19 protein-coding genes are annotated in these 18,406 nt (G+C 60.0%); 10 read left to right on the top strand and 9 right to left on the bottom strand.

The window, feature by feature from the left end:
- Nucleotides 1–25 precede the first annotated feature (25 nt).
- On the bottom strand, nucleotides 26–1,048 hold the full coding sequence (locus tag Q0Z94_RS01290) for a hypothetical protein (protein WP_298066569.1): 1,023 nt from the start codon (nucleotides 1,046–1,048) through the stop codon (nucleotides 26–28).
- Nucleotides 1,049–1,194: 146 nt separating this feature from the next.
- On the opposite strand from Q0Z94_RS01290, the gene lgt reads away from it, so the two are divergent.
- From lgt to Q0Z94_RS01245, 9 genes are all read left to right on the top strand, one after another.
- Nucleotides 1,195–1,992 (top strand): prolipoprotein diacylglyceryl transferase, encoded by a 798-nt coding sequence (gene lgt / locus Q0Z94_RS01285; protein ID WP_298066563.1) that lies wholly within the window; start codon nucleotides 1,195–1,197, stop codon nucleotides 1,990–1,992.
- 445 nt (nucleotides 1,993–2,437) lie between these two features.
- Nucleotides 2,438–2,995: a 4Fe-4S dicluster domain-containing protein gene (locus Q0Z94_RS01280; RefSeq protein ID WP_298066544.1), complete on the top strand. Its 558-nt coding sequence runs from the start codon at nucleotides 2,438–2,440 to the stop codon at nucleotides 2,993–2,995.
- A 3-nt stretch (nucleotides 2,996–2,998) separates the two neighbouring features.
- The gene (locus Q0Z94_RS01275) at nucleotides 2,999–3,940 is read left to right on the top strand and encodes a CoB--CoM heterodisulfide reductase iron-sulfur subunit B family protein (RefSeq protein WP_298066541.1); all 942 of its coding nucleotides are present in this window, start codon (nucleotides 2,999–3,001) and stop codon (nucleotides 3,938–3,940) included.
- Nucleotides 3,937–5,910: a CoB--CoM heterodisulfide reductase iron-sulfur subunit A family protein gene (locus tag Q0Z94_RS01270; protein WP_298066538.1), complete on the top strand. Its 1,974-nt coding sequence runs from the start codon at nucleotides 3,937–3,939 to the stop codon at nucleotides 5,908–5,910. Before Q0Z94_RS01275 ends, Q0Z94_RS01270 begins: the two co-directional genes overlap by 4 nt.
- Nucleotides 5,898–7,352, top strand: coding sequence for a hydrogenase iron-sulfur subunit (locus tag Q0Z94_RS01265; protein ID WP_298066531.1), 1,455 nt, complete (start codon nucleotides 5,898–5,900; stop codon nucleotides 7,350–7,352). The genes Q0Z94_RS01270 and Q0Z94_RS01265 overlap by 13 nt, the downstream gene beginning before the upstream one ends.
- Nucleotides 7,349–8,530, top strand: coding sequence for a 4Fe-4S dicluster domain-containing protein (locus tag Q0Z94_RS01260; protein ID WP_298066526.1), 1,182 nt, complete (start codon nucleotides 7,349–7,351; stop codon nucleotides 8,528–8,530). The genes Q0Z94_RS01265 and Q0Z94_RS01260 overlap by 4 nt, the downstream gene beginning before the upstream one ends.
- 9 nt (nucleotides 8,531–8,539) lie before the next feature.
- The gene (locus tag Q0Z94_RS01255; RefSeq protein ID WP_298066519.1) at nucleotides 8,540–9,391 is read left to right on the top strand and encodes an FAD/NAD(P)-binding protein; all 852 of its coding nucleotides are present in this window, start codon (nucleotides 8,540–8,542) and stop codon (nucleotides 9,389–9,391) included.
- Nucleotides 9,392–9,729: 338 nt separating this feature from the next.
- Nucleotides 9,730–9,999: a BrnT family toxin gene (locus Q0Z94_RS01250; protein WP_298066515.1), complete on the top strand. Its 270-nt coding sequence runs from the start codon at nucleotides 9,730–9,732 to the stop codon at nucleotides 9,997–9,999.
- Nucleotides 9,986–10,378, top strand: coding sequence for a BrnA antitoxin family protein (locus tag Q0Z94_RS01245; RefSeq protein WP_298066505.1), 393 nt, complete (start codon nucleotides 9,986–9,988; stop codon nucleotides 10,376–10,378). Before Q0Z94_RS01250 ends, Q0Z94_RS01245 begins: the two co-directional genes overlap by 14 nt.
- A 203-nt stretch (nucleotides 10,379–10,581) precedes the next feature.
- Here Q0Z94_RS01245 and Q0Z94_RS01240 read toward each other — a convergent pair whose 3' ends face one another.
- From Q0Z94_RS01240 to Q0Z94_RS01205, 8 genes are all read right to left on the bottom strand, one after another.
- Nucleotides 10,582–11,238, bottom strand: coding sequence for a C40 family peptidase (locus Q0Z94_RS01240; RefSeq protein ID WP_298066496.1), 657 nt, complete (start codon nucleotides 11,236–11,238; stop codon nucleotides 10,582–10,584).
- 110 nt (nucleotides 11,239–11,348) lie between these two features.
- On the bottom strand, nucleotides 11,349–12,137 hold the full coding sequence (locus Q0Z94_RS01235; protein WP_298066481.1) for an amino acid racemase: 789 nt from the start codon (nucleotides 12,135–12,137) through the stop codon (nucleotides 11,349–11,351).
- A gap of 499 nt (nucleotides 12,138–12,636) precedes the next feature.
- Nucleotides 12,637–14,082, bottom strand: a complete 1,446-nt coding sequence (locus Q0Z94_RS01230; RefSeq protein WP_298066475.1) for an outer membrane homotrimeric porin — start codon at nucleotides 14,080–14,082, stop codon at nucleotides 12,637–12,639.
- An 894-nt stretch (nucleotides 14,083–14,976) separates the two neighbouring features.
- Nucleotides 14,977–15,621 (bottom strand): redox-sensing transcriptional repressor Rex, encoded by a 645-nt coding sequence (locus Q0Z94_RS01225; protein WP_298066470.1) that lies wholly within the window; start codon nucleotides 15,619–15,621, stop codon nucleotides 14,977–14,979.
- Nucleotides 15,622–15,686: 65 nt separating this feature from the next.
- On the bottom strand, nucleotides 15,687–16,004 hold the full coding sequence (locus Q0Z94_RS01220; RefSeq protein ID WP_298066463.1) for a F0F1 ATP synthase subunit C: 318 nt from the start codon (nucleotides 16,002–16,004) through the stop codon (nucleotides 15,687–15,689).
- A 66-nt stretch (nucleotides 16,005–16,070) separates the two neighbouring features.
- The gene (gene atpB, locus Q0Z94_RS01215; RefSeq protein WP_298066455.1) at nucleotides 16,071–16,793 is read right to left on the bottom strand and encodes a F0F1 ATP synthase subunit A; all 723 of its coding nucleotides are present in this window, start codon (nucleotides 16,791–16,793) and stop codon (nucleotides 16,071–16,073) included.
- Between the two features lie 34 nt (nucleotides 16,794–16,827).
- Nucleotides 16,828–17,262, bottom strand: a complete 435-nt coding sequence (locus Q0Z94_RS01210) for a hypothetical protein (RefSeq protein WP_298066451.1) — start codon at nucleotides 17,260–17,262, stop codon at nucleotides 16,828–16,830.
- Nucleotides 17,249–17,743: an AtpZ/AtpI family protein gene (locus tag Q0Z94_RS01205; RefSeq protein ID WP_298066449.1), complete on the bottom strand. Its 495-nt coding sequence runs from the start codon at nucleotides 17,741–17,743 to the stop codon at nucleotides 17,249–17,251. The genes Q0Z94_RS01210 and Q0Z94_RS01205 overlap by 14 nt, the downstream gene beginning before the upstream one ends.
- Nucleotides 17,744–17,963: 220 nt before the next feature.
- Between Q0Z94_RS01205 and Q0Z94_RS01200 the strand changes: the two genes are divergently transcribed.
- On the top strand, nucleotides 17,964–18,386 hold the full coding sequence (locus Q0Z94_RS01200; RefSeq protein WP_298066446.1) for a peptidylprolyl isomerase: 423 nt from the start codon (nucleotides 17,964–17,966) through the stop codon (nucleotides 18,384–18,386).
- Nucleotides 18,387–18,406: the final 20 nt, after the last annotated feature.

The raw sequence follows: 18,406 nt of genomic DNA, 5'->3' as shown, positions 1-18,406 counted from the left end.
CGCATTCCCGCAAAAGGCGCATCCTCTAGGGGCGGTAAAGCCCGCTCTCGTCCAGAAGTTCGTGGAGTCCGCCCTGCGGCCTGGCGGGAGCAGGATCGGCACAGGACTCTTCGCCGCCGCAGAAACCGGCCACATCCAGATCGAGACCAGAGGGCAGTGCGGAGCGCTCATGCTCTTTGGGAAGGGCCTGGGACACATGTTCCTCCCGCGGAAGAAGCGCCACAGGCAGACCTGCAAATTCCAGGAACGGCAGGCGTTTTGAACCAGAGGCGAGCACATGGGCCTGATTTTTCCATAGCCGGAACTGGAGCAGCAGAAGTTCCGGGCGCAGCAGTCCGAGGCGGTATTCCCGAGCTTCGTCAAAAGCCGGGCCTTCGGGTACGGCTGCAAGGGCTTCGGCTGCGGCCTGCGCCAGAGGCATACCGCCGTTCATCTTTTCCAGCATGGTGCGGATTACCCAGATGTCGCGGCGGTTTTCCGGCACGGGATACCAGCGCGCCTGGTTCAGGCGTTCCGCCTGCGCGGTCAGTGTACGGCAGGCCTGACAGCTCGGAGAAAAGTAGATGTGGACGGACGCAGGACCTTCTGCCTGCGGTGACCACGGTTCGGCAAGGTCGTGGACAACGCTGCCGAGACTGAACAGGAAAAGGAGCAGCCAGAGCCAGAGCAGTGCGGGGCGGCGGGGGGTGCTGCGGTGCAGGCTCAGGCAGGCAAGGGCGATGAGCAGCCCCACAAGGAGGCAGTTCACGCAGGGGGCGGTGAAGAGCATAATGCCAAGCAGAACCGTGTCGGCGAGTACGGCCGCCAGAGCCAGGAGCCGGGCTGCGGGCATAAGACGGGCGAGGCAGCACAGGAGCAGTAGAGCGAACAGCACGGCGCCAAGATGCCAAAGGGACACTCCGGCTATCTGGAGATCCTGGAACAGCGTACAGCCATTCGTGAGGCAGAGTGCCTCGCCGCCGGAAAACAGCACCCAGAGGCAGAAGAGCAGTCCCGCGAGGCAGATTCCCGCGGACAGAGCCGGAAAGGTCTTTTTTTTCGCGATCATGCCGTGGCTCCAAACGAGAGGGGATATCCGTGGATGTACCCCAGAGGTTCTGCCGCGTAAAGCTGTTTTTCCGCCTTGTGGGGAGAGTTCGCCCCTCTGGCGGGAAAAGGGCTTTTATGCTAGAAGGCGCGGTCAGAGGAAAGAACATGCAGTACCCGTCCATAGACCCCGTTGCCCTGTCCATTGGTCCCGTCCAGCTTCACTGGTACGGGTTGATGTACGTCTTTGCCTTTCTCGCAGGCTGGCTGCTCGGCCGCCAGCGTGCGTCCCGCCCGTGGAGTTCCTGGACGAAGGAGCAGGTGGACGATTTCGTTGTCTGGGTGATGCTCGGCGTCATTCTGGGGGCGCGGCTTGGTTATGTGCTGTTCTACGACTTTTCGGTCTACCTGCGTGACCCCCTGGAAATCCTGCGTGTCTGGAACGGCGGCATGTCCTTCCATGGCGGACTGTTGGGCGTGGTCACTGCCAGCCTGATCTGGGGACGCCGTCATGGCCGCGGACTGGTGGACATTCTGGACTTCGTGGCGCCGCTCGTCCCCACCGGACTGTTTTTCGGACGCATCGGCAATTTTATCAACGGCGAACTCTGGGGCAAGGTCACGGAACTTTCCCTGGGCATGGTCTTCCCCGGCGGCGGCCCGCTCCCCCGCCATCCTTCCCAGCTCTATGAAGCCGGACTCGAAGGCGTGTGCACCTTCCTCATCCTTTGGATATATTCGTCGAAGCCCCGGCCCCGGGGCGCGGTGGCCGGTCTTTTTGGCGTGCTCTACGCCGTGAGCCGTATTTTTGTGGAATTCTTCCGTGTGCCTGACGCTCAGCTCGGCTACCTTCTTGGCGGCTGGCTGACGATGGGGCAGCTTCTGTGCCTGCCGCTTCTGGCCGCCGGACTTTGGCTGCTTGTCCGTGCTCATGCCCAATCCCACGCCCGGGACGTCTGGAAATAAGAAAGCATACGCCTATCTTTCTGAGCAATAATGTAGCAAAGCCCTTCAGGGCGGGGTGGGGCTATATCGGCCTAAAGGCCGAGGTCTCAAACCATAAAGGAAGTAAGATGAACAACAAAAGTGTCTCATCCCCGTCAACCATTTCCTTCATTCCATAGATTTTGCCAGCGGTATCAACTCCAAAAACATCCTCGGTTTTCAACCGCATGGAAAGGGTGTCTCCGCGGCTTCACGACGCCTTTCCCGCCGATCGGCCGAAACTCCTTCTTTTCGGGCGCGTACCGCCGGAAACGCTGGACTTGCCGCCGGAAGTATGATGTACTGAACTTTAAACTAAAGGGATATATGCCGTCCCTTGTATGCGATACTGAAAAATCCCGCGGCGCTGCGCTTTTGTCAGGTTCGTGTCGTTCTTTTGCCGCGGATTCTTCAAGGGGAGTCTTTTATGAATACTATCAGGCTTGATAAAGCCCGCGATCCGGCGTTCAAGCGCCAGGTCGAGAAAGAAAGCGGCCAGAACCTGTCGCTGTGCTACCAGTGCGGCAACTGTACGGCAGGCTGTCCCGGCGCTCAGGTCTATGACCGGCAGGTCAGTCAGATCATGCGCGCCGTGCAGCTCGGCCTCAAGGAAGAGGCTCTGAAGAACCGCTCGCTGTGGCTGTGCCTGTCGTGCTCGACGTGCAGTGCCCGCTGCCCGAACGACATCGACGTGGCTGCCGTCATGGAGACACTGCGCATGATGGCCCGGCGTGAGGGCTGGGTGCAGGATCGTCCCATCGAGTCCTTCTGGAAGGCCTTCCTCGATACCGTGAAATATACAGGCCGCTCGTACGAACTCGGCGTCATGGCCGACTACATGGCCCGCACGCTGCGCGGCTGGGGCAATCTGGAAATTGCTCCGATGGCGCTCAGAAAAAACAAGATGCCCTTCGTGCCTTCCGTGATCCACGGCCGTGAAGAAGTCGCCCGCATTTTCAAGCGCTACGCGGAAAAGAGGAGCTGAGCCATGAAATACGCCTACTATCCCGGCTGCTCAGGGCACGGCACTTCCGTGGAGTACGAAGCCTCCACCCGCGCCGTGTGCAATGCGCTGAACATGGATCTCGTGGAGATTGAGGACTGGAACTGCTGCGGTTCCACGCCTGCCCATTCCGTAAGCCACGAACTTTCCGCCGCCCTGTCCGCGCGCAACCTGCTTCAGGCCGCCAAAACGGGCGCGGACTGCGTGATTTCCCCCTGCCCGAGCTGCTCCTCCAATCTCAAGATGGCCCGCTGGCGTATGCAGAACGCCGAGTTCAAGGCCAAGACCGATGAACTTCTTGACGCTCCCACTCCGGCCAATGCAGACGGCGGGGCCGATCTTATGGAGACGTACTCCGTACTTCAGGCCATCGTGGAGAACGTGGGCGTGGACGCCATCGCCCGGCGTGTCACCTACCCGCTGGAAGGCCTCAAGGTGGTCACCTACTACGGCTGCCTGCTCAGCCGTCCCGCAAAGGTAGCGCAGTTCGACGATCCGGAGAACCCCGTTTCTCTTGACAACGTCATGAAGGCTCTGGGCGCCGAAGTCCTGCCCTTTGCACTGAAGACGGAGTGCTGCGGTGCGGCCATGGGTATCCCGGACGTGAATATCCCGGGTTCGCTCAGCGGCCGCATCCTCGATACCGCGCGTGCCGTGGGAGCCGAGGCCGTGATCACGGCCTGCCCCCTCTGCCACATGAATCTGGATCTGCGCCAGCGTCAGGCGGCCCGCATCTCCGGAAAAGCCTTCTTCGGCCTGCCCGTGTTCTATTACACCCAGATGATCGCCTACGCCTTTGGCCTCTCCAGGGAGGCCATGCGTCTGGACAAGCTGGCAGTCAATCCCTATCCCCTTCTGGACAAGATCGCCGCGCGGCGTGAAGCCCGCATGGCGGAAGCCCTGAAGACCGCAGGAGCCGCATCATGAAAATCGGTGTATTCGTCTGTCACTGCGGCAGCAATATCGAAGCCACGGTGGACACCGCAGCCGTCGCCAGGATCGCGCTGACCTACCCCGATGTCGTGTTCGCCGAAGATACCATGTACACCTGTTCGGAACCCGGACAGGAAAACATCGTTCAGGCCATCAAGAAGCATGGACTGGACGGCGTGGTGGTGGCTTCCTGCTCTCCGCGTATGCACGAGCCTACCTTCCGCCGCACGGTGGAACGCGCCGGACTGAACCGCTACATGTTTGAAATGGCCAATATCCGCGAGCACGTCTCCTGGATCGGCCGCGACCGTGAAGCCAACACCAACAAGGCGGCCGAGCTGGTGCGTCTGGCCGTGGAGAAGCTGCGCCGCGATGCGCCGCTCTACGCCAAACAGTTCGACGTGACCAAGCGCGTGCTGGTCATCGGCGGCGGCGTGGCCGGTATTCAGGCGGCGCTGGACGCTGCGGACGCCGGCATCGGCGTGGTTATGGTCGAACGTGAGAGCACCATCGGCGGCAAGATGGCCAAACTGGACAAAACCTTCCCCACCATCGACTGTTCAAGCTGCGTGCTGGCTCCCAAGATGGTGGACGTGGCCCAGAACCCCAACATCACGCTTTACGCCCATTCCGAAGTGGAGAGTATTTCCGGCTTCGTGGGCAACTTCACCGTGAAGATCCGCAGGCGCGCCACCTACGTTGACTGGGACAAGTGCACGGGCTGCGGAACCTGCACCGAGAAGTGCCCCACGAAGAACGTGCCCGATGCCTTCAACGAGAACATCAGCACCTGCCGGGCCATCAACATTCCCTTCCCGCAGGCCATTCCCAAGAAGGCCACCATCAATCCGGACTACTGCCGCAAGATTAAGGAAGGCAAGTGCGGCGTCTGCGCCAAGGTCTGCCCCACGGGGGCCATTGTATACGACATGGCGGACGAGATCGTTGAGGAAAAGGTGGGTGCCGTCATCGCGGCCACCGGCTATGACCTCATGGACTGGACCGTGCTCAAGGAATACGGCGGCGGAACCTATCCCGATGTCATCACCAGCCTTCAGTACGAGCGCATGATGTCCGCTTCCGGCCCCACGGCCGGGCATATCCATCGCCCCTCCGACGGCATGGAACCCAGGAACATCGTATTCATCCAGTGCGTTGGCTCGCGTGACTGCTCCATCGGCCGCCCGTACTGTTCCGGCTTCTGCTGCATGTACACGGCGAAACAGGCCATCATGACCAAGGATCATCTGCCCGATGCCGAAGCCTACGTCTTCTATATGGATATCCGCGCTCCGGGCAAGATGTACGATGAGTTCACCCGCCGCGCTCAGGAAGAGTACGGCGTCCAGTACGTCCGCGGCCGCGTTTCCGCCATCCAGCCCACGGTTCGTCCCGACGGCAAGGTCGGCTATATCGTGCGCGGGGCTGATACGCTGCTCGGAAAACAGGTGGAAGTAGACGCCGACATGGTCGTTCTGGCCGTCGGCGTGGAAGGCTCCCACGGCGCGGGCCACCTCGCCGAGATCCTGCGCATTTCCTATGACCACTTCGGTTTCTTCATGGAAAGCCATGTGAAGCTGCGCCCCGTGGAGACCAACACGGCCGGTGTCTACCTCGCCGGCGTGTGCCAGGGAGCCAAGGACATTCCCGCTTCCGTGGCGCAGGGCAGCGCAGCCGCCGCCAAGGTCATGGCGCTGTTCTCCAAGCCTAAGCTCGAAAACGATCCCCAGATCTCTCTGGTGGATATCAAGCGCTGTGTGGGCTGCGGCAAGTGCATCAAGGTCTGCCCCTATCAGGCCATTGAAGAAGTGGACGTGCGCGGAGCGAAGAAGGCCCACGTCATCGAGACCGTGTGCCAGGGCTGCGGCCTCTGCACGGCCACCTGCCCGCAGGGTGCCATTCAGGTAGCCCACTTCACGGACAATCAGATCCTCGCGGAGGTGAATGCCCTATGTCAGTGTTAGCCGGCAAAGAGCTCCGTATCGTCGGTTTCCTTTGTAACTGGTGCTCTTACGGCGGCGCCGACACGGCCGGTACCGCCCGCGCCGTACAGCCTACCGACCTGCGCATCATCCGCGTCCCCTGTTCCGGCCGCGTGAACCCGCTCTTCGTGCTCAAAGCACTGATGAACGGGGCCGATGGTGTGCTGGTTTCCGGCTGCCATCCGCGTGACTGCCACTATTCCTCCGGCAACTTCTACGCCCGCCGCCGCCTCGAACTGCTCAAGCAGTTCCTGCCCGTCATCGGCATCGACCCCGAACGCTTCGAATATACTTGGGTGTCGGCATCCGAAGGCCAGCGCTGGAAGGATGTCGTGACCAACTTCACGGCCCGCATCCACGCCCTTGGCCCGGCTCCCAGGTGGGAAGACGTGCCCGCGCGCTACGACATGCCTGTGGAGCTGCTGGAGTCCCTGCGGCCTCTGGGCTGCGGCGAACACCCCGCGCTGCCCGAACTGAAACAGGCCATCAAGGACGCCCTCGCTCAGGGGCTGGAAGGAGTGCTGGGCTGGAAGAAGGGCTTTGACGCCATCCATGCCGAGCCTGTGTTCATGACTACCCCCGAAGAAGTGGATTCCCTGATCTGGGGCCCCTTCAACGTCCAGAACCTCGCCGTGTTCCTGCCTCAGTACAAGGGCCGCAAGATTGGCGTGGTGGTCAAGGGTTGCGACAGCAAGGGCGTGGTGGAACTGCTCTCCGAAGGGCTGATCTCCCGCGACGAAGTGCAGATTTTCGGCATGGGCTGCAACGGCACCGTGAACCTGTCCCGCATTCTGGCGAAGCTCCCCGAAGGCGCGGCCATTGAGAGCTGTGCCTGCCGCGGCAACAAGATCACGGTCACGGCCGGAGGCCAGACCATTGAAATGACGATGGCCGAAGTCGCCCAGGACAAGTGCCGCCTCTGTACCAAACCCAACGCCGTGATCTCCGATGCGTTTGCGGGCACTCCCACCACTGAGCCTGAAGCCCCCCAGGATGGCCGCCTGCCCGGACTGCGTTTCCTCGATTCCCTGTCTCTTGAAGAGCGCATGGGTTTCTGGAAAGGCCAGATGGAACGCTGCATCGCCTGCCATGCCTGCCGGGGTGCCTGCCCCATGTGTGTCTGCCGTGACCACTGCGTGTCCGATTCCCGCGATCCCGAATGGGTCACGCAGGAAGACACCGTACAGCAGAAGCTGTTCTTCCAGCTCATCCACGCCCAGCATCTGGCCGGGCGCTGCACGGGCTGCACGGAATGCGAACGAGCCTGCCCCATGGACATCCCCGTATTTGCGCTCAAGCAGCAGTTCGGACGCACCATTCAGAAGATCTTCAGCTACGGCGCCGGTCTCGATGTGAACGCCACGCCGCCGCTGCTCACCTATCAGGTGGAAGAAACGACTATCAAGGAGCGTGATCTGGCATGAGCAGTCTCCTTTTCGCAACACCCGCCGAGTTGACCGCCTGGCTCGCAGGTCTGGCTTCCGGCCAGCGCGTGCTGGTTCCCTGCCAGGAAGGCCCTTCCGTGGTCTATCGCCCCAGAACGGCCGAACAGCTCTCTGCCGCCGGAGTGAACGCGCTTCTCCGCCGTTCCACCTCGTCGCCCAAGCAGGCCGTTCTGCCCCAGTGCGAGACACTGGTCGCCTTCAAATCCGTGAAAGACGAACAGGATCCCTCCAAGGTCACGACCACAGTGGAGAATCCCTGCAAGGCAGAACCTACCGTCCTCTTCGGCTGCCGTCCCTGCGACGCCCGCGGCTTTGTAGTTCTCGACCGTCCGTATCTGCACGGCCCGTTCAAGGATCCCTATTACGGCGCACGCCGCGAGGCCACAACCATCGTGACGCAGGCCTGTCCGTCCGTGTTCGCCACCTGCTTCTGCCACTGGGTGGGGAGCCATCCCGCTGACGGCGAAGGCTCGGACATCCTGTTTACGGCCGTGGAAGGCGGCTTTGTCCTGGATATTCTGACGGAAAAAGGCAAGGCTCTTGTGGAAGGCGCGGCCTTTGCCGACGGCTCGGACAAGGCCGAGGCTGTGGCTGCGGCACATAAGGCAACCGCAGAAGCGCTGGCCCCGGCGCCCAATCTCAGTGAGGCAGCCGCCAAAATTGCCGCCCGTTTCACGGACACGGCCTTCTGGACGCGTGAGACCGTGAAGTGCCTGTCCTGCGGGGCCTGCACCTATCTCTGCCCCACCTGCCAGTGCTTCACCATCACCGATGAAGGCTCGCAGCTGAATGGACGCCGTCTGCGGAGCTGGGATTCCTGCATGACGCCGCTGTTCACGCTGGAAACCAGCGGACACAATCCCCGCCCGGACAAAAGCCAGCGTATGCGCAACCGCGTCAGCCACAAGTTCAGCTTCTATCCCGAACGCTACGACGGCTTCTTCTCCTGCGTGGGCTGCGGCCGCTGCGTGATCAGCTGTCCGGTCTCCCTGGATATCCGGCATATGGTGACGGCGGCGATGGAAGGCATGGAGGGAAAAAAGCCCGCCGAAGCGCCGGCGGCTCCTGCGGAAAAAACTGCGGAGACACCGAAGGCTCCCGCTGATGCGCCCGCTGCCCCAAAAACTCCGGCCAAGAGCAAGTCCAAAAAGAGGTAAGGAGAGACTATGAGCGAACATACCTGCGGCTGCAGCAAGAATCCTTACCTGCCTGAAGTCGCTACCGTTCTGGAAGTGATCACGGAATCCCCGACCATCAAGTCCTTCCGTGTGCGCTTTGACAACGAGGAAGCGTGGGAGCGCTTTACCTACCGGCCCGGTCAGGTGGGGCAGCTTTCCGTGTTCGGCGTGGGCGAGTCCACGTTCGTCATCAATACGCCGCCTTCCTGCCGCGAGTACATCCAGTTCTCCGTCATGAGAGCCGGCGAAGTGACTTCGGCCATACACAAGCTCCACCCGGGAGACCAGGTGGGCGTCCGCGCTCCCTTGGGCAATTCCTTCCCCTGTGAGCAGTGGAAAGGCAAAAACATCGTTTTCGTGGGCGGCGGCATCGGCATGGCTCCCATCCGCACCATCATGCTGCACGTCATGGAACATGCCTCCGACTACGGCAAGCTCAGTCTGCTGTACGGCGCTAAGTCCCCTGAAGATATGGCATACAAAGCCGATCTTCCGGCCTGGCTGGAAAGCGATGTCCTGCACACCACGCTGACCATTGACCGCGAGGCTCCGAACTGGCCCCACAGGGTCGGCATGATCCCCACGGTACTCAAGGAGCTGGCTCCCAGCCCGGACAACTCCATCGCCGTGCTCTGCGGGCCGCCCATCATGATCAAGTTCACGCTGGCGGCCTTCCGTGAACTCGGCTTCAAGGACGAGAACATCGTGACCACCCTGGAACGGCGCATGAAGTGCGGCATCGGCATCTGCGGGCGCTGCAACCTGGGCGGCAAGTACGTCTGCCTGGACGGGCCGGTCTTCACTCAGGCCCAGCTCAACGAACTGCCTCCTGAAATGTAGGCGCTGTTTTCCTTCTCAGTCCAGTCTTTGACGGGCCGCTTCCGGAAACGGAGGCGGCTCGTTTCATTGGCGTGGAACCTCTGTCCGCACGGGAAGCGCTTGAAAACACGCCAGCGGATGAGAAAAAAAGGAAGAACCCGCCATGAACAACACTAAGACCATCGGCGAAGTGTGCGCTTCGTGCGCCTCCGCCGCATCACGGGCTACCACCACTCCGGCGGCATAACCATGTCCGCAGGCAGCATCGGCCAAAGACGCCGCCTTTGCCAGCACTCCCCGCCACTCCTTTTTGTAACGACAAATATTGGCGTTTCTTATTTTTGTTGTTATAAAAATTCATGCAGTACGAGTGGGACGAAAACAAGCGCAGAATCAATCTGGAAAAGCACGGCGAAGACTTTGCCGACGTGGACAGGCTTGACTGGAGCCGTGCCCATATCGAGCCGGATACGCGCCGTGACTACGGCGAACCTCGCTATGCAGCCCTTGTCCCGCGCGATGACGCCCGTCTTATGTGTCTCGTGTTCACGCCGCGGGGCCGGAACATGCGTGTTATCAGCTGCCGAAAAGCAAACAGCCGCGAGGAGGAAAGGTATGAGACGCTCTAAAGAGAACGGCAGAGACGTGGCCGCTTATTCCCCCGAGGAACTAGCGGAACTTCCGCGCCTTCCCGGAGCCGGCCGGGACATGACCGATGAGGAAATCACGGCAGCGGCCCTGTCCGATCCCGATACTGTGCCGCCGTCCGGCAGCACTGTGCCCTTCCGCGGCAAGGTGGGACGTGAAGCCCTCGCTGAGCTGTTTCCGCCGGAAACGGTGGACGCACTGCTTTCACCGCGCCGCGGCCGCCCCAAGTCGGTGCGCCCAAAGATACAGTTCACCGCCAGATTTGACGCCGACCTGGTGGAACACTTCCGCAGCGGAGGCAAAGGCTGGCAGGTAAGAATGGAAGAAGTGCTGCGCAAGGCTGTAGCCATGGGCCTGTAAAAGCCTTTTCTTTGACATGAGAAAGGACGGGGCAGCGCTGTGCTTTTTTCATTAAATGCAGGCGCGTTTTCCTTCTCAATCTAGTCCTTGAAGGGCCGCTTTTGGAAACGGAGCCTGCTCGTTTTCTATCCGGTAGGAAGGGAGACGCTGCTGTGGATAAAATACGGCGGTGCTGGAGCGGCGGCAGGGGGAAAGGACGGCATTCAGCGGGAGGTAGGGCCTTCGGGAGAGGCGGAGATGTCTCCGGTGAGGAGCTGAGAGTTTACATAGTTCGGGTCGGAGTAGATGTCGAGTTCGCACGGCGGGGCCTTGAGTACACGGCGGGCGGTGTAGTAGTGCTTCCGCCAGTAGCTGTCACTGAGGGATTCAACACGCACACGGGAACCAGAGGTAGGGCTGTGGATGAAACGCCCCTTGCCGATATAGATGGCGGTGTGCCGTCCGTTGGGAGTGCGGGGAATACGGAAGACGAGAATGTCTCCGGGAAGCAGATCCTTTTTCTCCACCTTATGCCCGGCGGAGGACTGCCGTACCGAATCCCGGGGAACCCGAACGCCGTGCCTGGCAAAGACCCAGTACACGAAGCCGGAGCAGTCGAACCCCGAACGCGGAGACGAGCCGCCCCTGCGGTAGCGCACACCGAGCTGTTCCCGGGCGATGCCGGACACGTTTTCCCCCAGAGACATGACCGTGGGACAGAGGTTGACCGCGGGGCCTTTCGCAGGCGCGAGCCTGGGCGCGGGCAGCTCCGGCACGGGAGACTGGGCAACGCTGCTTTCAGGCAGGGCGCAGGAAGTCTGTGCCGAACAGAGCAGCGCCAGACCGGCGAGGGCGGCAGGAAAAACACGTCGTAAGAGCATGACACTAGCCTGAGGAGTTCGAGAAATTTTTCCTAAGTTTGCTCCCCAAGACTCCTTGTGTCAAGGAAGACTGTCAACGGAGGGCTTTGCCCCCTCTTATCCTCTTTACCCTACGCCTCAAGGCGTTCGCGGAGGCGTTCCGGGCAGCTTGCGCGGATGAGTTCCTGCGCCAGAACCGTGGTCACGTCCACCACGGGAGTATCCCACAACACGGCTTCGGTGATGGCCACGGGAATCTCCGTACAGCCCAGAAGCACTGCCGACACCTGCTTTTCCTCGATAAGGCGGCGGGCGGCGTCCAGAAGGAGCTGCCGGGCCTTGGGCGTCACGGGGTCGGAGCAGGCCTTGACGCCGAAGTTCTGATCGCTGATGGCCTGCTGGATCAGGGCGCAGCCCGCATCGTCAAGCGTGACGGGCTGGTGTCCGGCCTTTTCCAGTGCGTCCTGATAAAGGCGTGTGCGCATGGTTCCCAGCGTTCCCATGAGGCCGATACGTCCGCCCTGCGGGCAGAGTTTGTTCACATGGGCCACCGCGCTTTCGATGATGGAAACAAACTCCACCTCCGGCCCGGAAGCCCGCAGGCGTTCCAACGCCGGCCCGAGAATAAGGGGGCTGTGCGCCGTGTTGCAGGGCATACCGATGACCTCGGCGCCGCTTTGGGCAAGCCTCGCCATGATCTCGCCGATGGCCTCGCCCGGGTTCGGCAGGCTGCGGTCCAAGAGAAAACCGGAGCGGTCGGGTATCCAGCCGGGGAAGGAGTAGAGCATCAGCGGCAAATGTTCCTGATCCCTGCTGGCCTTCGTCCACCTGATGATCTTGCGCACGAGATCCACACCGGCAAAGGGGCCAAGCCCGCCCACGATGCCGATGGTACGCGGCTCTGAAAATTTCTGTGTCATGGTTGTTCTCCTCCGTTCCGGCCAAGAGCAGCCGCCCATGCGGACCGAAAACTCTGCGAAAGCCCGAAAGCAGCGCCTCCGCCTTTTTCAAAACCTAGAGTTCGCCGCCCGTTCTTGTCAAGCGGAGCCGGTCGAAAGCCATCTGAGACGCAAAGCACGCTGTACGCCCGCGTTCCACGTTTGCCGAACAAGGCCAGCGCCCAGAAAACATGGGGCAGGGACGGGGCGTTTTGCCCTGGAAAGCCACGCTTTCCGGCAGGGCGTTTTTAGCAAAGATTCCCTTGAGGTTTGCAGTCCCTCTCTTATGGGGAAAGACGTGGTGGACATAATAGGCAAAACGGCAAAGCCGATGGAAGCCTGTTCCGTAAACTCTCTCTTCAGGTGGACCTGGCTATAGGTGGCAACTTCTTCCCAGCCTACTCCAGCGTATTAACTAAAAGGGGGACTCCCTTGCGGGAGTCCCCAAAAGGCATTCCAGGCGGGCTAAGCCCGCATGGGATTAGAAGGAGTACACGAAAGTGAGGCCGGTACGCCAGGCGCCGCTCTCATACTTCTGGTCACCATGAGCAGCTTCGTCGATGTCGGCGATGATGTAGCCGAGTTCGAGGGTGGCGCTCAGGTTCTTGTAGATCTTGTAGGTATTGAGCAGGTCGAATTCAACCAGGGTGTCTTCGTAGGTCAGGTATTCCCAGGCGACCTTGGACTGTGCAAAGGTATTGCCGGCGCTGTTGGTACCCTTGTACATGGTCACGAGGAAGGTATGGGAGAGATCCTGCAGGAAGGACACGTTCTCGATACCGGCCTGAATGCCCCAGGTGCCGGCAACGTTGTTACGCTGACCAGGCATGGAAGCCACGGCCGCGGCGGTGGCGGGGTTCACCAGGTGGGTAGCGCCGAAACGTCCGCCCAGCGTGGGGATCCAGCCCTGACGTCCATAGTCATTGGCATCGTCACCGGAGGCGTACCAAGCGCCCAGCACGGGAGTGCCGTAGGCGGTCTTGTAGGAAGCCTTGCCCTGCACATACCAGCCCTGACGGGTCTCGGGAGCGCCATCGCCTTCGTAGTTCTTGGCACCGTAGGCAGCGGACAGCTTCAGGGTGAAGGGATCGAAATAGCTCAGCGTGGAGCTGAAGCCCACCCAGTAGGCGTTGGCGTCATATTGATCCTGATGGGCGTCTCCGTCACCGGTCCACGTCGTGGCAGTGTCCTTCGCACCGTTGCCGCCATAGGTGTTCTGCGCAGCGTTGTAGGTAACGTCCTTATCCTTAACGCTCTTGCTAAGGTCGGCGTCCTTATCAATACCAGTAATAGTATCCCCGTCAGCAGCCACACCCTTGTCCATGTTGGCGTACATGACATAGGGAGACACGGTCAGGCCGTCGAACTTCAGGTCAACCACAGCACCGAAGGCATCGGTATTGGGCACGGACACGTCTTCACCGGCAACGCCATCGGCGTCCACGCGGTTCCAAAAAGCGGTGACGTTCATGAAATCGGCCACGGGAGCGGAAAGGGTGATGGCGTCACGGCCGCCCCAGGGGGTGGTCATGATGGCGTTCCAGTTGCCGATGGCATCCGTAGGCAGACCGAGCTGCTGACGGCCCATGCGCACCTTGACGCTGGTCTGAGGGATGATCCAGTCGATGTAGGCCTGGCGCAGACGGATTTCCATGTCGCCATGCTTATTGGGGGAAGCGCCCCAGACCTGATCGTCCTGGAACTGGATATAGCCGGACAGGTTCTCGGAAGCGGCAAGGCTCAGGCCCAGACGCAGACGCTGTCCAGCGCCGTCAAAGTTGTTGTCAGCACCCTTCTTGGCGAGCTTTTCACCAATCTGATAGTCGAAGGTGTAGGCGCCGTCCACCTTGACATCCACGGCGGAAGCAGGAGCGGACGCGGCAAACACAAGTCCGGCGGCCAAAAGAAGCGTAGTAAGCTTTTTCATTGTCTCATTCCTCTGACAAAAAGTTGGTTAAAGATGAACACATGGAAAATCCCTCTTTTTCCATGACCGAACTTTCACCCCTCAAATCATAAGAAAATATAATTGAAATGTAAATAAAGCGTTAAATTTTGAGATTTCGTGCAAATTTTTTTATTTTTTCGGTCGCCGCCAGTGAAACCCCAGCCTGATGTTTCCAAGAGGCAAAGACACCCCGCCTTTCCGAAAAGTGGAGCCGCCACGTGAAGCCATCGGGGGAAGCCATAGGGGAGAGCCGCCTGATGTTTCGCGGTCGCACAGCGCACATTTCTTCCGCATGGTGGGGAAGGAAGTTATTTTTTAAGAAGGCGGAACTTGTGCGCTCCTCTTTTCCGCGCGTAACAAAAAAGGAAGCTCAGGTAATAGCGCAAAGAAAACGGCAAACACTTCTCTCCGCGGCATGGAAGGAGGACTTTACACCTCACCTCCCGCTTTTTCTCAGGTCTGCCTTCTGCTGCGGCAGCTTACCGATCCCGTTGCCGCGCCCCTTCTGACGTTCCTGCGTTTTGCCTCGCTTTTTCTCGTCCTTTTTCGGCGTTTCCGGCGGCAGTGTCTTTTCCCCGTCTAGACCGCCGGGGAATTATGCGGACTCCCAAGAAGATACACACCACCATAAAGGTGCAGGCGTCAAGCCTTCCCGGGCTTGCCGTTGCACCCCTCTCGGAATCTGCGTCGTAACCCTGGAAGGGAGGAGCTGTACCGGCACAATGCCTGAAAAAATTTTTGACACCGTGGAGCGGAGGCGCAAGCGTGGGAGAGAAAAGCAGGAAAGAAAGGAAAAAATCCCCGAGAGGGCAAAAAAAATTCAGAGAACAAAAAAACCTAGAGCGGGGGCCGATGAACTGCCGCGCGCAGGCTTCAGCGCTTCTGCGAGACGATATTGAACGTCAGTGAATAGACCTGATGGAAAAAGTTGATGTATTCCACAAACACGTGGTCGGGGACGGAAATACGCGCCGCCGAGTAGTTCAGTATGCCCTTGATGCCCGCGTCCACAAGCTGTGTGGCCGCGCGCTGGGCACGTTCCGGGGGCACGGTGATGATGCCGATCTCAATGCCCAGTTCCGGGACTTTTTCCATGAGCGACTTGGTGCAGTAGACTTCAAGCCCGTAGAGCCTTTCACCGATTTTGAAGGGATCGCAGTCGAACGCTCCCACGATGTTGAAGTTGTTACTCCGAAATTCGGGATAGTTGAGCAGGGCGCGGCCCATATTGCCTACGCCCACAAGCGCGGCCTTCCACTTGAGATCCGCATACAGGCAACCCTTGATGATGTCCCGCAGGTAGGAAACATAGTAGCCAACGCCGCGCACGCCAAATTCGCCGAAATAGGCCAGATCCTTGCGCACCTGCGAGGCGTTCACATCGCACACCCTCGCCAGAGGTTCCGAAGAAATGACCTGGACTCCGTCCTTGTCCATAGCTTCAAGGACTTGCAGATAGGTGGCCAGGCGCTGGATGGTAGCGCGGGGGATATGTTCGTACTTGGGAGGCTGATTCATGGCTTTGCCTGAAAACATGGAAGGCGGACGAGGCTTGCCTCGTCCACCCTTAATGAAAAAGAAACTTACATCTTCACAAAGAGCAGGATCAGAGCCACGAGCAGCGCGTAGATGACCAGGGATTCGACGAAGGCCAGACCCAGGATAAGAGCCTGAGAGATCTTGCCGGAGGCATCAGGGTTGCGGGCGGTGCCTTCGCAGGCGCCGCGGATGGCGAGGCCCTGACCGATACCGCCGCCGGCGGCGGCAAGGCCGATACCCAGAGTGATGCCGGCGGCAGCGAGGCCGAAGCCGCTTGCAGCGTCACCATCAGCAGCAAAGGCGATGGTGGCCATGGCCAGGAACATAAGCGTGGTCAGAGTGGTAAGAAGGGTCTTACGCATAGCAGAACTCCGTTTGGTATAGTGTTGAGGCCCGACGGGCCATTCCCCCAGGATAGTGAGTCCGAATTAATGGGCGTGTTCCATGGCGCCCTGAATATAAATCATGGACAGGATGAACAAAATGAACGCCTGAAGCACCTTGCCCAGCAGGAACAGGAAGTACAGCGGCACGGTGCCGATGAGTACGCCCACATAGAGGCTGGTTCCGAAGCCGAAGAAGATGATGAGCGTCATTTCCTCGCCGAAGATGTTGCCGAAAAGACGCAGAGACATGGACAGCGGGCGGGCCAGGTGCGAAATGATTTCAATGGGAAACATCAGCGGGATGAGCGCCTTGGTCGAACCCGTGAAGTGGTGGATGTACCCGGCTCCCCAGGTGCGAAGCCCTATGTAGTTATAGTAAATGAAGACGCAGAGCGCAACGGATATGGTGGTGTTCAGGTTGGCCGTGGGCGCGTCGCAGCCGGGCACAAGGCCCAGCAGGTTCATGGTAAGCACATAGATGAAGATCGCCGCCAGAAGAGGCACGAAACGGCGGCCCTTTTCGCCCATGTTGTTTACAATGAACGTTTCCAGCCCGTCCACCAGTGCTTCAAAGAAGAGCTGAACCCTTCCGGGAACCATGGACAGATTCCTGCGCAGGAACAGTCCGGCAGCCAGAAGTATGGCCATGCCCAGCCAGGTGAAGAACACATATTTCGTATCGATGGTCATACCGCCGACCGAAATCTGATCCATGTGGAGAACGGTCGAAAGAAGCAGGGGATGAGCCAGACCTGACGCTGCCATAATAAGCCTCCTCAAGCGGAGATGTTCCGCATGACTAATGCCGAAACACCAAGGAAATCGGTATGATAACGATCGACGCCGACAGACCTGCGGCAAGCGCAGCCGGATCAGCATGGAACGCAACCAGCGATATATACATTAAAATTCCAGTAATGAAAAGTCTCAAATACGACCTGAGGCGCAAAGCCTTTTTCAAAACCTGCGCCGTCCGCGCCCCGTTTTTGTCTTCTGCGGGCAGGGAAGCGGGCAGCGAGTTTTGGACAAATCTGGAAAGAGTATAAAAATTCCAGCAGGATAGAAGCGCAGCACCCCCAGTCCAAAAAACCGTGTCCGTCACAGGCAGGAGAAGCAGCCCCGCAAAAAACAGCGCCCAGGAAAAACAAAAAAGATTTCGCATGGCCCGGCGCAGAGGCGCCTGAACAAAGCCCCGCCGCCAGAGATGACGCTCGATCCGTTCAAGAACGAACATCTTGCCCGCCGTCCTTCGCGCCCGCGGCACGGCTCTCCGCCGGTGCGGCCGTGCCCGCCTGAAGCGAGGCCAGAAGCGCCGCAAGGTCCTCGTCTTCCCGAAGCGCGTCCTCTTCTGCCGCCTCTGCGCTCCGTTCCTGCTCTCTGAGGGATGCACTGTCGGGAACCAGCGAACGGCGCGGCTTCTGCACGGACTTGGGGCGGGCCGTCTGAGCCTCCCTTTCACGGGCCTCGGCGTCGGCTTCGGCGTTCACTCTGGCCAAGTAGCGGGCATCGATCCACACGTTGCGGAAGCCCGCCGCCATGCCCAGAAGCAGCCCTATGCCCGAGCCTACCGGCCACGAACCCAGCCAGTGATCCACAAGCCAGCCCAGGCCTCCGCCCACGACAGGGCCGGAGACCATGTGCAGCCCCATGGTACTGGCCGTTCCCAAAAGGCTTATCTGGCCCGGTCTGTCGCGTTCTTGTGGAGAATCCGGCATTCTGCCCCCGCCTGAGGTATGCGCCCGGCACACGGCCGCCCTGCACAACGACCTGAGCACCCGGGCCGGAATGGATGAAGAAATAGACTTGGAGTTGAAGCGTCTCTGTGTTACCGTATCTTCCCATGACGGCGGCGTCAATGAAAGAACACGCTTCCGGCCCCTGCCACGCGTTCTCTCATGACCGCTCCCTAAACCTTACAGCCCATGAGGTTCTCTCATGCCCATCAAACAAGGCGACACCGTTTCCGTGCACTACATAGGTACGCTGGACGACGGCTCGGAATTCGACCGCTCCCGCGAAGGCAGCCCCCTCTCCTTCAAGGTGGGTTCCGGCCAGGTCATCCCCGGCTTTGACAAGGCCGTCATGGGACATGAAACCGGCGATTCCTTCAGCGTGACCATTCCCGCCGATGAAGCCTACGGGCCTCATCACGAGGAGCTGCTCTTCCCCGTTCCTCTGGAGCGCGTACCCGCAGCCGTCAAGCCCGAACTGGGAATGCTCCTGCACGTCGCCACCGACCAGGGCGAACTGGAAGTCCGCGTGGCTGAAATCAACGACAAGAACATCGTGCTCGACGCCAATCACCCGCTGGCCGGAAAAAACCTCACCTTTGCCCTGACCGTGACCGCCATAAACTGACCGAATTTCCGTATGTTCCG

This window comes from uncultured Mailhella sp. (assembly GCF_947631555.1).
Lineage (GTDB): Bacteria > Desulfobacterota > Desulfovibrionia > Desulfovibrionales > Desulfovibrionaceae > Mailhella.
Note: the sequence above shows the minus strand (reverse complement) of the source record. Positions and strands in the feature narration are given on the sequence as shown.

Bases quoted from the DNA above. Each gene is read 5' to 3' on its own strand.
- Q0Z94_RS01290 (WP_298066569.1), bottom strand. From the start codon at position 1,048: ATGATCGCGAAAAAAAAGACCTTTCCGGCTCTGTCCGCGGGAATCTGC.
- lgt (WP_298066563.1), top strand. From the start codon at position 1,195: ATGCAGTACCCGTCCATAGACCCCGTTGCCCTGTCCATTGGTCCCGTC.
- Q0Z94_RS01280 (WP_298066544.1), top strand. From the start codon at position 2,438: ATGAATACTATCAGGCTTGATAAAGCCCGCGATCCGGCGTTCAAGCGC.
- Q0Z94_RS01275 (WP_298066541.1), top strand. From the start codon at position 2,999: ATGAAATACGCCTACTATCCCGGCTGCTCAGGGCACGGCACTTCCGTG.
- Q0Z94_RS01270 (WP_298066538.1), top strand. From the start codon at position 3,937: ATGAAAATCGGTGTATTCGTCTGTCACTGCGGCAGCAATATCGAAGCC.
- Q0Z94_RS01265 (WP_298066531.1), top strand. From the start codon at position 5,898: ATGTCAGTGTTAGCCGGCAAAGAGCTCCGTATCGTCGGTTTCCTTTGT.
- Q0Z94_RS01260 (WP_298066526.1), top strand. From the start codon at position 7,349: ATGAGCAGTCTCCTTTTCGCAACACCCGCCGAGTTGACCGCCTGGCTC.
- Q0Z94_RS01255 (WP_298066519.1), top strand. From the start codon at position 8,540: ATGAGCGAACATACCTGCGGCTGCAGCAAGAATCCTTACCTGCCTGAA.
- Q0Z94_RS01250 (WP_298066515.1), top strand. From the start codon at position 9,730: ATGCAGTACGAGTGGGACGAAAACAAGCGCAGAATCAATCTGGAAAAG.
- Q0Z94_RS01245 (WP_298066505.1), top strand. From the start codon at position 9,986: ATGAGACGCTCTAAAGAGAACGGCAGAGACGTGGCCGCTTATTCCCCC.
- Q0Z94_RS01240 (WP_298066496.1), bottom strand. From the start codon at position 11,238: ATGCTCTTACGACGTGTTTTTCCTGCCGCCCTCGCCGGTCTGGCGCTG.
- Q0Z94_RS01235 (WP_298066481.1), bottom strand. From the start codon at position 12,137: ATGACACAGAAATTTTCAGAGCCGCGTACCATCGGCATCGTGGGCGGG.
- Q0Z94_RS01230 (WP_298066475.1), bottom strand. From the start codon at position 14,082: ATGAAAAAGCTTACTACGCTTCTTTTGGCCGCCGGACTTGTGTTTGCC.
- Q0Z94_RS01225 (WP_298066470.1), bottom strand. From the start codon at position 15,621: ATGAATCAGCCTCCCAAGTACGAACATATCCCCCGCGCTACCATCCAG.
- Q0Z94_RS01220 (WP_298066463.1), bottom strand. From the start codon at position 16,004: ATGCGTAAGACCCTTCTTACCACTCTGACCACGCTTATGTTCCTGGCC.
- atpB (WP_298066455.1), bottom strand. From the start codon at position 16,793: ATGGCAGCGTCAGGTCTGGCTCATCCCCTGCTTCTTTCGACCGTTCTC.
- Q0Z94_RS01210 (WP_298066451.1), bottom strand. From the start codon at position 17,262: ATGTTCGTTCTTGAACGGATCGAGCGTCATCTCTGGCGGCGGGGCTTT.
- Q0Z94_RS01205 (WP_298066449.1), bottom strand. From the start codon at position 17,743: ATGCCGGATTCTCCACAAGAACGCGACAGACCGGGCCAGATAAGCCTT.
- Q0Z94_RS01200 (WP_298066446.1), top strand. From the start codon at position 17,964: ATGCCCATCAAACAAGGCGACACCGTTTCCGTGCACTACATAGGTACG.